Annotated in this window: 12 protein-coding genes; 10 read left to right on the top strand and 2 right to left on the bottom strand. The window is 40.1% G+C overall.

Annotated features, from left to right (window positions below):
• Window positions 1-49: 49 nt before the first annotated feature.
• Complete coding sequence (gene suhB / locus ACMZOO_RS14915; protein ID WP_440904122.1) at window positions 50-853, bottom strand: inositol-1-monophosphatase; 804 nt, start codon at window positions 851-853, stop codon at window positions 50-52.
• Window positions 854-1,001: 148 nt separating this feature from the next.
• Between suhB and ACMZOO_RS14920 the strand changes: the two genes are divergently transcribed.
• The 9 genes from ACMZOO_RS14920 to ACMZOO_RS14960 all read left to right on the top strand — a co-directional run bounded on the left by ACMZOO_RS14920 (window position 1,002) and on the right by ACMZOO_RS14960 (window position 12,080).
• The gene (locus tag ACMZOO_RS14920) at window positions 1,002-2,096 is read left to right on the top strand and encodes a DUF2066 domain-containing protein (RefSeq protein WP_440904123.1); all 1,095 of its coding nucleotides are present in this window, start codon (window positions 1,002-1,004) and stop codon (window positions 2,094-2,096) included.
• Between the two features lie 6 nt (window positions 2,097-2,102).
• Window positions 2,103-2,807: a DnaA regulatory inactivator Hda gene (gene hda / locus ACMZOO_RS14925; RefSeq protein ID WP_440904124.1), complete on the top strand. Its 705-nt coding sequence runs from the start codon at window positions 2,103-2,105 to the stop codon at window positions 2,805-2,807.
• An 86-nt stretch (window positions 2,808-2,893) separates the two neighbouring features.
• The gene (locus ACMZOO_RS14930; RefSeq protein WP_016955616.1) at window positions 2,894-3,166 is read left to right on the top strand and encodes a hypothetical protein; all 273 of its coding nucleotides are present in this window, start codon (window positions 2,894-2,896) and stop codon (window positions 3,164-3,166) included.
• Window positions 3,167-3,180: 14 nt separating this feature from the next.
• A complete protein-coding gene (gene proQ, locus ACMZOO_RS14935; RefSeq protein WP_440904125.1) occupies window positions 3,181-3,882 on the top strand; it encodes an RNA chaperone ProQ in 702 nt (233 codons plus the stop codon).
• A gap of 57 nt (window positions 3,883-3,939) precedes the next feature.
• Window positions 3,940-5,985 (top strand): carboxy terminal-processing peptidase, encoded by a 2,046-nt coding sequence (gene prc / locus ACMZOO_RS14940; protein WP_440904126.1) that lies wholly within the window; start codon window positions 3,940-3,942, stop codon window positions 5,983-5,985.
• A 108-nt stretch (window positions 5,986-6,093) separates the two neighbouring features.
• Window positions 6,094-7,470: a sodium-dependent transporter gene (locus ACMZOO_RS14945; RefSeq protein ID WP_440904127.1), complete on the top strand. Its 1,377-nt coding sequence runs from the start codon at window positions 6,094-6,096 to the stop codon at window positions 7,468-7,470.
• Between the two features lie 39 nt (window positions 7,471-7,509).
• Entirely contained in the window at window positions 7,510-10,110 is a 2,601-nt protein-coding gene (pepN, locus tag ACMZOO_RS14950) for an aminopeptidase N (protein WP_440904128.1), read from the top strand.
• A 22-nt stretch (window positions 10,111-10,132) separates the two neighbouring features.
• Window positions 10,133-10,357: a DUF2835 family protein gene (locus ACMZOO_RS14955; protein ID WP_440904129.1), complete on the top strand. Its 225-nt coding sequence runs from the start codon at window positions 10,133-10,135 to the stop codon at window positions 10,355-10,357.
• 151 nt (window positions 10,358-10,508) lie between these two features.
• A complete protein-coding gene (locus tag ACMZOO_RS14960; RefSeq protein ID WP_440904130.1) occupies window positions 10,509-12,080 on the top strand; it encodes a hypothetical protein in 1,572 nt (523 codons plus the stop codon).
• Between the two features lie 123 nt (window positions 12,081-12,203).
• On the opposite strand, the gene cspD is transcribed toward ACMZOO_RS14960, so the two are convergent.
• Complete coding sequence (gene cspD, locus ACMZOO_RS14965; RefSeq protein WP_016955622.1) at window positions 12,204-12,419, bottom strand: cold shock domain-containing protein CspD; 216 nt, start codon at window positions 12,417-12,419, stop codon at window positions 12,204-12,206.
• Window positions 12,420-12,645: 226 nt separating this feature from the next.
• On the opposite strand from cspD, the gene clpS reads away from it, so the two are divergent.
• Complete coding sequence (clpS, locus tag ACMZOO_RS14970; RefSeq protein ID WP_440904131.1) at window positions 12,646-12,969, top strand: ATP-dependent Clp protease adapter ClpS; 324 nt, start codon at window positions 12,646-12,648, stop codon at window positions 12,967-12,969.
• The last annotated feature ends 20 nt before the right edge of the window (window positions 12,970-12,989 follow it).

Here is a 12,989-nt window from a genome sequence, read left to right on the forward strand (position 1 = left end):
ATAATTAACCCGTGTTAGGTCAAATAGGGGGCTGATTGATTGGTTTTAACTATTTCTTCAATTCAGGGGTAATAAAAGGTTGGATTTCTTTTAGCGTTACCCCTAATAATTTAGGGTTAGCAGCAACAATGTTGCCTGAGTCAAAATAACCGTAACCACCAGTGAAATCAGTTACCATACCACCAGCTTCACGAACCAATAAATCACCCGCGGCAGTGTCCCAAGGTTTTAAACCTAACTCCCAAAACACGTCAATGCGACCAGCGGCAACATAAGCTAGGTCTAAGGCAGCTGCGCCAGCACGACGAACATCGCCACCTGCTTTAAACAATGCACTAAAAGTACCCATATAAGCGTCAAACAAATGTTTAGCTTTAAACGGGAAGCCAGTTGCTAATAAAGTGCCAGCTAATTCTTTTTTGTTTTGAACACGAATGCGGTAGCCGTTTAATTGTGCGCCAGAGCCTCTGACTGCACTGAAAAGTTCATCGCGGATAGGGTCATAGACAACGGCAACTTCGGTTTTGCCTTTAACTCTTAGGGCAATTGATACTGCAAAATGAGGAACACCACGGGCAAAATTGGTCGTGCCATCTAGTGGGTCGATCACCCAACAATAATCAGGATTTTTACCTGCTTGGTGGCCGCCTTCTTCGCCAATAAAGCTGTGGTCAGGGTAAGATTGTAAAATAGTGCCGATAATTGCTTTTTCGGCTTCTTTGTCGATATTTGTGACAAAGTCATTGTCAGCTTTGTTTTCAACCTTAACTAGGTCTAATTCTGAAAAACCACGAGCGATCACGTGGCCAGCCTTACGTGCAGCACGTACGGCGATAGTCAGCATTGGATGCATTTTCTTACCCTATTTTTAAAAAGAACATTAAATCGGCGCGAATTATACATAAAGGCGGCAATACAGGCAAAGAATATAGCTGAAATCAGGTCGTTTTTGTTGGCAAAATATTTTAATATGGGCGCCAGAATTAATTCGTTGAAATTTTATGGACAATTTTGTGCGCGTGGGCGGCTATAAAAAATCATTACTCTGGTCTTTTATTATATTCATTTCTCTACCTTTTAGCGTTTTTGCGATTGAGGTTAATGGGCTGTATTTAGGTAAAATCGCAGTAGACGGGCAATCATATCAAGATAGAAGCAAAGCATATGACGAAGCACTTGCGCAAGTCCTTATCAGAGTAACAGGTAATCAAGCTGTATTATCGCAGCCAAATATTCGAAGAGCCTTAAAACAACCTACCGAATACTTAATTCAATATAGTTTCGTTGAAGAGGAGCAGCAGCTGTATCTACAAGCCAACTTCAATGAAAAATTGATCAATCAATTGGTTAAAGATGCGGGAATTAATTTGTGGGGCGCACGCAGGCCACTCACTTTATGGTGGATTGCGTTGGAAGAAGATGGCACTCGGCGTATAGTCGCAGATTCTGACAAGCAAGTCACTCAGGCGATTAAACAGCAGACCAAATTACGTGGTGTGCCAAGCTTAATGCCGATTATGGATATTGAAGACCAAATGAATGTGTCCATCACAGACGTTTGGGGTAGGTTTGCTCAAGCGCTTGAGGCCGCTAATGAAAGATATCAGCCCGAGGCCAGTGTGATAGCAAGGGTTTATCGCCAGTCAACCCAAGCTAAATCAGTGTTAACCCAAGACTGGATAGTACAAATTACCTTAGTAGACAATCTGAGAAAGTTTAACGCTGAATTTATTGTCGCAGAATTAGAGCAAGTTTGGCCGACTATGGTGAACTGGGTTTCTGATACCCTAGCACAACAATATGCGATAAAAGCACAGCAATATTCATCATCAAATTTACATATCACCATCTCGAATGTTGAAAACACCGGCCAAGCAGTAGCCATTCAGAAATTTTTAACTACAATATCCGCTGTTGATACGGCGCTAATTAAAAAAATCGATCAAGCTGGTGTAGAATATCAACTTCAACTGATTGGTGAAGCCATCGATGTGCTTGAAGCTTTGGCGCTAGATAATAGAGTAGAAAAAATCGTTCCTATTTTTGCAGATGCGGATAATAAAATTGACAACCTTTATCGATGGAAAGGCAGGTAATTTCCATTGAAACAACAACTCACAATCGACTTTGCGTTTGAACCTGAAGCTCAATTAAACTCTTTTTATGCTGCTGGTAATGAAGTATTAGTGGCTAGTTTACAGCAACTTATCCAGCAAAAAGCACAAAGCCATGCGCAAAATTTAGCTTTTATTCATGGTCCTGCTGGGTGTGGTAAATCACACTTATTGCAAGCTTTATGTCAATACGCGGACGATCTCAATATTAGTGCGCAATATTTGCCTGGTAAAGTGATTCAACAAATGCCACCTGAGTTTTCTCAAGGGTTAGAAGCAAATGATTTACTGCTGGTAGACGATATTGATGCGATAGCAAACGACTCTAGCTGGCAAACCTCTATGTTTGATTTAATTAATCGAAGTTTAGAGCTTGAGCATAAAATAATATTTGCCTCAGCTTTACCGGCTGATGCAGTTGGATTCAGTTTGCCGGATTTAGTATCAAGGTTAAACTGGGGACAAAAGTGGGCGATACAACCACTTGATGAGTTAGCTCGTCAACAGATGTTACAGCAACGCAGTGAACACAGGGGGATAGCTATGCCAGATGAACTAGCAAGTTATATTATCCTTCGCTGTCAGCAAGACAATGCCAGTATCATTAAATGCCTAGATGTATTGGATCAACAATCATTGGCAGAGAAACGTAAATTAACCATTCCTTTTGTCAAAAGTGTAATGGGATGGTAAAGCGCCTAAATTCGGGCGAATAAGATTAATTTTATTCTAATTTGCATGTATCATGCGTGTTTATTAGATAAGCTAAAGGTCTAACATTGAAAGAACTTGTTTCAATACATGAATTTTTAGTATTACCCGACGATTTGTCTGATTGGCATCAAGATAGTGAATTAGCGGCAGATAACTACAATGTTGCGATTCATTTACTTTATGAACAAGTTGAAGATGATATCGAAACTGAAAAACTGTCCGGTTTATTAGAGCAAGTTTGGTATGCCCTGGCTGCGGACGAATATTTAACAGAATTTGAAGATGAGAACGAAATTATGGTTTGGGTTGAGCAATTTTTATCTCAACAAGAATCATGATTATGGTGGTATGAATGCAACAAACTAATCAAGACGTAAAAAGTGAAACCCAAATGGAAACTGTAACCACAGAACAAAGCAGTCAGGCAGACAAAATTAAAGATACACAACAAGTAATTGAATACTTGGCAGAGCGCTTCCCACAATGTTTTTCAGTGAAAGGTGACGCAAAACCTTTGAAAATCGGTATTTTTCAAGATATTGCAGCGCAATTATCAGAAGAAGATCCTATCTCTAAAACCAGTTTACGTGCCGCATTACGCAAATATACCTCAAGCTGGCGTTATCTAGCTTGTGTGCAAGAAGGTATGCAGCGTGTTGATTTAGAAGGTGCAGATGCTGGTTTAATTGAAGCTGAACATGCAGAGCATGCACAAACTCAATTGGCAGAAAGTAAAAAACGAGCAGCGGAAAACCGTAAGAAAAAAGCACCAGCTCGTAAACCTAGAGCGGATAAAACAGGCAAAGATGGCGAGCGCAAGTTTGCTCCACGCAAACGCACTGCAAATGCGAAACCTTCTGCAAAAATCCAATACAAACCTAAAAGCAAAGCCATTGAGCCTTTTAACGGTGAACTAAAATTAGGTATGGAAATCAGAGTTAAGTTAGGCAATTCGCCTGTTCCTTGTACAGTTACTGAAGTCAGTGGTGATGAAGTTGTTGTGCAAACCATGACAGGAATGACGATTAAAACTGAAAAGAAAAACTTAGTTTAGGCTATAGTTAAATAATCAAGTTTTGAAATTAGATGTTTAGAAGTTTGGAGTAGGTGTATGAAGTTACTGTGTCGAGGCATATTACTCGGTTTGGCAATAACTTATGTTGGTACTGTTAGTGCAATAAGTACCAGTAAGGATCCGCTTGAATTACCTGATTTAGCGCAAGAAAGCCAACATGCTCTGGCCAGTAAACGTATTTATCACTTATTTACTCGTGAACATTACAAGCGTTTTGCAATGGATGATACTTTTTCGAAAAAGGTATTTGAACGTTACATTGACCAGCTTGATTACAACAAACAATTCTTTTTACAAACAGACATAGATGAAATGGCCAAACATCAAGGCGAATTTGATGAAGCATTTTATCGCGGCAAATTAGATTTTGTTTACGACATGTTTGAGCTAAATCTTCAGCGTCGTAAACAAATGTTTGAATATGCTTTGTCGGTCATTTCAGCTGAAGAAGAAATGAAGTTTGATAAACAAGAATTCTATTATTACGACCGCGAAGACAGCGCTTGGGCTAAAGATGCAGCTGAGCTGAAAAGCTACTGGTTACAAAGAGTTAAGTATGATGCACTTAATCTTAAATTAACCGGTAAAGAATGGTCAAAAATCAAAGAGCTTTTAACTAAGCGCTATACCACTGCCATTAAACGTTTGGCGCAATCACAAAGTGAAGACGTATTTCAATCTGTCATGAACGCCTTTGCTCGTAGCATTGAAGCGCATACAAGTTATTTGTCACCACGCCGGGCAGATAGATTCGAAATGGAAATGAATTTATCACTCGAAGGTATTGGTGCCGTGTTATTCGCTGAAGATGACTATACAGTCATTCGTAGTTTAGTCCCTGGTGGCCCTGCGGATAAATCACAACAAATCAAACCAGAAGATAAAATTGTTGGTGTAGCGCAAGCAGACGATGATTTTGTTGATGTAATTGGTTGGCGTTTGGACGATGTAGTTGATTTAATTAAAGGCCCTAAAGGCACTGAAGTACGTTTACAATTGCTTAAAGGTGGCGCAGCGGATAATCAAACTGTAGTGGTTAAACTTGTTCGTGACAAAATTAAACTTGAAGATAGAGCAGCCGATTCTAAAGTTTATACACCAGAAGAAGGCCCTTATGCTGGGCGTAAATTAGGTGTGATTGAAATACCTAGCTTCTATTCAGGTTTAACGCGTGATGTTATCAAATTGCTGGAAACACTAGAGTCAGAGAAAGTTGAAGGTGTAGTAATAGATTTGCGCGGCAATGGTGGTGGTTCTTTACCAGAATCAATTAATTTAACTGGGTTATTCATTGAAAAAGGTCCGGTTGTGCAAGTGCGTAGTGTTGGCAATCGCATTGATGTGCAAAATGACCGCGATCCTCGCGTCTATTATCACGGACCGTTAATGGTTATGGTTGATCGTTATAGCGCGTCTGCCTCTGAAATATTCTCCGCTGCTATTCAAGACTATGCACGTGGTATTGTCATTGGCGAACAAACTTTCGGTAAAGGTACTGTTCAGCAACATAGGTCATTAGAAAAACGTTTTGATCTGTTAGAAAAACCTTTAGGCCATATTCAGTATACTTTTGCTAAATTTTATCGCATCAATGGTGGCAGTACTCAGCACAGAGGCGTTATTCCGGATATTTTATTCCCGTCACCAATCAATCCAGATGAGTGGGGCGAAAGTAAAGAAGAGAATGCCTTGCCTTGGGATAAAATAAATAGCGCCAGTTATCTACCTGTCGGTAAAGTAAGTAATAACGAAGTAAATACCTTGCAGGCTAAACACGAGCAGCGTATCAAAAAAGACCCTGAGTTTATCTACATATTTGAAGATATTGCTGAATACAAAAAGAACAAAGATAAAAAGTATCAATCTTTAAATGAAGCTGAGCGTATTAAAGAGCGTGATGATGCTAAAACTATGCGCTTACAACGAGCAAATGAAAGGCTGGTACGTAAGGGCAAAGAAAAGGTTGAAAGCGTTGATGATATTCCTGATGAAATTGAAGAATACGACGTATTTTTAAATGAAACAGCCAATATCATGTTTGACTTTATCGGCTTAAATAAATTAGCACAAAATAATAATTAATAAATTCAAGGCTCTGAGTTACCGCTCAGAGCTTTTTTCTTATCCTGATTTCAGGTTACCAATTCAACTATCTACTTAAATATAATAATTAACTCATTGGAGTGAGGTATGTCTGGTACACAACAATCAATCCATAGCCAATGGTCTAATAAATTTACCTATGTTTTAGCTGCAACAGGTGCCGCCGTTGGTCTAGGTAATATTTGGAAATTTCCTTATATTATGGGTGAAAACGGTGGTGGAGCATTTGTCCTTGTATACTTAGCTTGTATCGCACTGGTCGGCGTGCCCATAATGATAGCTGAAGTCTATTTAGGCAAAAAAGGTCGATTGAGTCCAATGCGCTCGGTTGCTCAAGTTGCAAAACAAAATTCAGCATCTCCGCTATGGCAACTTGCAGGTGGCATGGGTGTACTTGCTGGTTATTTAATTTTATCTTTTTATGCGGTTGTTGCTGGTTGGGCATGTGCTTACATATTCAAAGCCGCTGCAGGTGAGTTTAACGGCCAAGATGCAACAGCTCTAGGCCAAACATTCGGTGATTTTATTGCCGAACCCTCATCACTACTTGTATGGACTAGCTGCATCTTAGCGCTAACCGTTTTTGTAGTGGCGAGGGGGTTGCAGCAAGGTCTAGAAAAAGCCACTCGTTTTATGATGCCAGCTATGTTGTTGCTGTTGATAGTCATTGTTGGTTATTCAAGCATGTATGGTGATATGCGCGCGACATTGAGTTTTATGTTCGCTGCTGACTTTAGCAAACTCACAGTTGATAGTGTATTAACTGCGTTAGGTCATTCGTTTTTTTCACTTAGTTTGGCTTCCGGCATTATGATTATGTATGGTGCTTATTTACCTGAAAAAACCTCAATCGTTAAAACTTCTGTTTGGATTGCTTGTGCTGATACTTTAGTTGCCTTGTTAGCCGGATTAGCAATTTTTCCTATTGTTTTTGCCAATGGTTTAGAACCTGGCGCAGGTCCTGGACTGATTTTTGTCACCTTACCACTTGCGTTTGGGCAAATGCCAGCGGGTCAATTAATCGGCACTGTCTTTTTTGTTATGTTAGTGTTTGCCGCTTTTACTTCGGCAATTGCCCTGATCGAATCTAGTGTTGCTTGGTTGGTTGAAAAGTGTGGGTTCCGTCGTGTACAAGCTGCAATTGTTGCTGGTATTGGTTTGTGGATATTAAGTTTATTAAGCGTTTATAGTTTTGCACCAAATACTTGGGCGCAAACCAATATATTCGGCGAAACTAAGTCCTATTTTGATGTGCTCGATTATTTTGCATCTAACATATTATTACCCTTAGGTGGTTTATTCATCGCGTTATTTGTTGGTTGGAAAGTAAACAAAACTGACTTGGAAAATGAATTAAATTTACCGCAAGCGATTTTTCAAACATTAATCTTGTTACTCAAAGTTATCACACCTATCTTTATTATCGCTGTGTTTCTAAATTTGATAGGTGTTGTGAAGTTTTAAGCAAATATCAGCCAAGGTTTAGCTTTTTTTGGAGCCGTTATGACAATGCAAGCCAAGTATTTAAAAGACTATCAAGCACCAGACTATCTGGTGGATACCATAGAGCTAACATTCGAATTGTTAGCCGAAAAAACTTTAGTTGAATCAAAAGTTCAATATCAAAAGTCTTCAAGCAGTGCCGCGAGTTTAGTGCTCAATGGCGAACAACAAAAAGTCATCAGTGTTCAAGTGAATGGCTCAGAGCTTGCTGCAAGTGACTACCAACTGACTGACGAAACGCTCCAGCTAAATAATCTACCTGAGCGTTTTGAATTAATCATTAAAACGGAGATTGATCCGGCGAATAATACCTCACTTGAAGGTTTATATATGTCGGCTGGTGCATATTGCACCCAATGTGAGGCCGAAGGTTTTAGACGAATTACTTATTATCAAGATAGACCAGATGTTTTGGCTGTTTTCACCACACATATCATTGCGGATAAATCTCAATTTCCATATCTGTTGTCGAACGGTAATAAAGTCAATGAACAAAGCTTAGCTGATGGTCGTACTAAAGTTACTTGGGTAGACCCTTTCCGTAAACCTTGTTATTTATTTGCTTTAGTTGCCGGAGATTTTGATTTACTTGAAGACAGTTATACAACTAAATCAGGCAGAGAAGTTAAACTTGAATTATTTGTCGACAAAGGCAATTTAAAACGTGCACCACATGCTATGAGTTCGTTGAAAACCTCAATGCAGTGGGACGAAGAGCGTTTTAACTTAGAGTATGACTTAGATATCTACATGATAGTTGCGGTTGATTTCTTCAACATGGGCGCAATGGAAAACAAAGGCTTAAATGTCTTTAACTCTAAATGCGTATTAGCGGATCAACAAAGTGCTACGGATGCAGATTATTTAAGTATTGAATCAATTGTTGGTCATGAATACTTCCATAACTGGACAGGTAATCGGGTAACTTGTCGTGATTGGTTTCAACTTAGTTTGAAAGAAGGTTTAACTGTATTTAGAGATCAAGAGTTTAGTATGGACTTAGGCTCTCGGGCGGTAAATCGAATTCAGCAAGTTAAAGTTATGCGTGAGCACCAGTTTGCCGAAGACGCTGGCCCTATGTCACATCCGATTCGTCCTGAATCAGTTATTGAAATGAATAACTTTTATACAGTGACTGTGTATGATAAAGGTGCCGAAGTCATACGTATGATGCACAGTATTCTAGGTGAAGCTGGTTTCCAAGCGGGTATGGCACTCTATTTTCAGCGCCATGATGGTCAAGCGGTCACTTGTGATGACTTTGTTGCAGCTATGCAAGATGCAAATAATGTTGATTTATCCTTATTCAAGCGTTGGTATAGCCAAAGTGGTACACCAGAAGTGTCGGCGGTAACGAGTTTCGCCGATGGTGTCTTCAGTATTACTCTGAGTCAGCACACGCCTGCGACGGCAGAGCAAAAAGCAAAGCAGGTGTTGCATATACCGGTAAACGTTGCGTTTTTTGATCAGCAAGGTCAACTATTAACTGGTGTTGAAGGTGGCGCAGAACAAGTTTTACAGCTAACTCAAGCAACACAAACTTTTGAATTTCAAACATCAGTTGAGCCATTTGTCAGTTTATTACGTGATTTTTCTGCCCCAGTTAAATTGTCATTCGACTATTCGGATGCGGCGTTAGCCTGTTTAATCCCAGCTGAAACCAGTCAATATACCAAATGGGAATTAATGCAGGCGCTGTACAATAAACACTTAATGGCAAAAATTGCCGATAAAAGTTATCAATTCCCTAGTGTTATCTACCAAACCATTCAGGCTTTACTCGCAGACTCTGATACAGACAAGGCTTTGCTCGCTGAGATACTCTCGGTACCAAGCGTCAATAGTTTGCTTGAAATTGCCGGCGGCGCAAATATTGATGATGTTATTTTTGCGCAAAAATCCCTTAAACAAGATTTGGCGCAAAACCTGGTTGAGCAATTGCGGGCTTGTTATCAACAAAACCATGCACGTCAGTATGAATATAGCCAAGCAGCCATTGCAAAACGTGCGCTAGCTAATGCTTGTTTAAATTTGTTGGCGATTAACGCAAAGCAAAGCAACAATGCAAACTTGCTTGAGTTAATTAATCAGCAATATCAATCGGCCGATAATATGACAGACAAACTGGCGGCTATGTCGGCAGCTAGCATAGTTGGTGGCGAGTTATTCACGGCTGTTATTCTACATTTCGACCAACAATGGCGTGGCGACGCTTTAGTTATGGACAAATGGTTATCGGTGCAAGCGCGCCAAGATGTTGATGATATTTTGGAGAAAATAGCCGCTTTACAATCACATCCTGATTTTAATTGGAATAATCCAAATAGAGTACGTGCTTTAGTTGGTCAGTTTGCTATGTTTAACCCAGTACAGTTCCACCATAGTAGCGGGCGAGGCTATAAGTTCTTGGCGCAAGTGATTGAAAAACTTAACAGTATCAATCCTCAAGTTGCTGCGCGTATGATCACACCTCTAATTCAATTTGCCAAATTAGATGCTGCACGTATCACTATTATTCGCGCAGAACTTGAAAAGTTGGCGGCACTTCCAAACTTGTCTAAAGACTTATTTGAAAAAATATCTAAGGCATTGCAGCAATAGATAGCATTTGATGGAAAGTTTAATGCTAAACAGCTACTTTTTTACATTAGACGTCAGTTACACCGAGTGCCAGAGTTTATACTCTGGCTCTTTTTATGATGTGGTGTTAATCGCTGAAAACGGTGTACGCGTACAAGTGCCAATTAACTTATTAAAGCAGCATATTAATAGTCGGGGTATTTTTGGCCGTTTTCGTTTGTTAACAGACCAGAACAACAAAGCAGTGGCTTTTGAACGCTTGAGGTAACAGTTCACAATTTTACTGCTTACTTTTTTCTTCTGTTGAAAGTGCGGCGACCTTAGCACTTTGTTGGTCAATTTGTCGCAATTTAGCCATTCTGGTTTAGTCTTAAATAAAGTCAAAAACTAACAATTAAAAACTTATTAAGGACAACTAGATGATTCATAAATTTAAACTTTCACTAATTGCCGCTAGTTTGTTTACCGTCGGCTGCTCTGTTGATATCAAAGTTGATGATGAAAATGCTGATGCTGGTTCGGGTGGCCAAGTTGATAAACAAGGCGAGAAAGTCTTTCCTACGGGATTAATGGTTGCGTCACCTTTTGAAGATGAAACTGATGAAAGCCAAGTGAGTGGTACGGCGAAACGCGGTGGTGGTACAGTTCCACATTATTTATGGGCTACTCAGCGTATTGGCCGAGTTTTAAACGGAGTGACACCCTTGCGCGATGAATTTACGATTGATTCATTTTATCGTACTGGTGGACGCGCAGACTGCTTTGGCCCGCAAGTCAGCTATCAAGGCCATCCTGACGCGACTTCTGTAGATATGCAAGATGGAACTTTACCTGGGGGCGATTTAGGCATTTGGCAAGTTGAAAATCAGTTTGGCCAGGCTTGTGTTGTTGCGCAAACCAATAGTTTAATGCGAGGTGTGCAAGCGCGTTCGCGTATGGCTCTTATGACCTTAGCGAGTTTAGTCTCGGTCGCCAATAGTGAGGGCGAAGACTTACCAGAAGACGGTGAAACACTAGACTTAACAGTTGCGATGGACAATCAAGGCATAATGGATGTCAGTTTTAACGATGCGACTATTAGTAATGCAAGTGGCATCTGGCTATATACAGTTGATTTGGATTACACAGTAGACGGGCAAGACTATTCGATTTGGCTGCAAATGACCCACGAACCAACTGCTGATTTTGATGTATATGAAGGCAACTTACAGTATTTGGTGGAAGGTGATGAAACGATTGCGGGTATTCAACTTCCTGGCGGCAATTGCCAACAAAACGAGCGTACGCTTGCTGGCTCATTATCTTACGTCCGTGATGGCGATGATATGTCGTTACAAGCTAGAGCCGCGACTCTTTGTGGTCACTCAGTTGTAGGCTCGTTTGACGCAGATGGTTTGGTGGACCCTAGCAACAAATACGATTCAACTGCTAACTCGGACGGCTGGAGTGAAAACTTCAGTATTTTTGGCGCTGAGTTTGATGTGGTAACAATTGAAGGCGATTACGCTTATGCATGGCAAGCTGGCGTGGGTGATTCAAATAGCCGTATATTATTGGTTGGCATAAACGATCCTGACCTAGCTAATGGTGAAGGTCATTTCGGTTATGGCGACCAAATGGACAATACTAATGGCTGGATAGAAGGCTTTATTTGTAATTGGGCTGCACCAGGCGCAGATCATACCTTGATAACTGCAACTCAAAGACAAGCGTTTGAATTTGATGAGTCAAATCATGTTTATGTTGGCACAGATCACAGGGCCAATATTGAATATGCACCAACTAGCAGTTGTGATTACGATGGGTTGGGAACATTTGTTTTTGATATTGATGCCAGCGGCACTTTAGCTGATATTGCAGAGGAAGATCCAGCCTTGTCGTTTAACAATGATTTATGGAGTCCAACGGATAGCAGTCACACTGTGCCACAAGGTTTAGCTGCTAGGGGAATTAATGTACCCACAATTCCTTATGGTTGGCCTGCGCCTTAGTTGAAAGCTCAATGGCATCACACTGTCGCTCGATGCCATTCTTTCTTTACTTGAAAATTAGATATAAAAAAAGCAGCTTAAGCTGCTTTTTCAAGTAAATCAGAAAGCTGATTAACCTAAGGGTTACTTAACCATATCAGAGATTTTGATATTGGTAGCGTGAAGACCTTTAGGACCTTCTTCAAGTTCAAACTCAACTTCTTGGCCTGCTTTAAGCGTGCGGTAACCGTCCATGCTGATTGTTGAATAATGAGCAAAAACGTCATCATCTTTACCTTCTGGTACGATGAACCCAAAACCTTTAGCGTTGTTGAACCATTTCACTTTACCTGTAGCCATACTACTAATTCCTTCTGAATCTTGAACAGGGTCGATAATTAAAAATCGTCTTAAACAGCCGTTTTCTGATACCACTTGAAATTCAGTTTAACGACTACATATCAAACTGTAGATAAATTATGCAATCAGTCAAGTTAAATTAGAACAAAATTTGAAAAAAAGTGTATATTTCAACTTTAAGAGAAAATCGTTATGCATTCGGTAAAACGCGAGCTATATTTGAGTTATGAGTAAATTTACTAATACAAAAGATCCAAACCAAGGAGAATTACAAGAAGCAGTACGGAAAGCGGTTAAGCCACCGCCAATGTACAAAGTGATACTCAATAATGATGACTATACACCTATGGATTTTGTGGTCGAAGTATTAACTAAGTTTTTTCGAATGGACTTAGAAAAAGCCAATCAAATAATGTTGACGATTCATTACGAGGGCAAAGGTGTGTGCGGTACATTCACCTTTGAAATTGCAGAAACTAAAGTCGCGCAAGTCAATCAATATGCTCGTGAACATCAGCACCCACTAATGTGCACTATGGAACAAGCGTAATGGTAAGGACGCAAAAGCAA

This window comes from Catenovulum sp. SX2 (assembly GCF_052056295.1).
Taxonomy (GTDB): Bacteria; Pseudomonadota; Gammaproteobacteria; order Enterobacterales; family Alteromonadaceae; genus Catenovulum.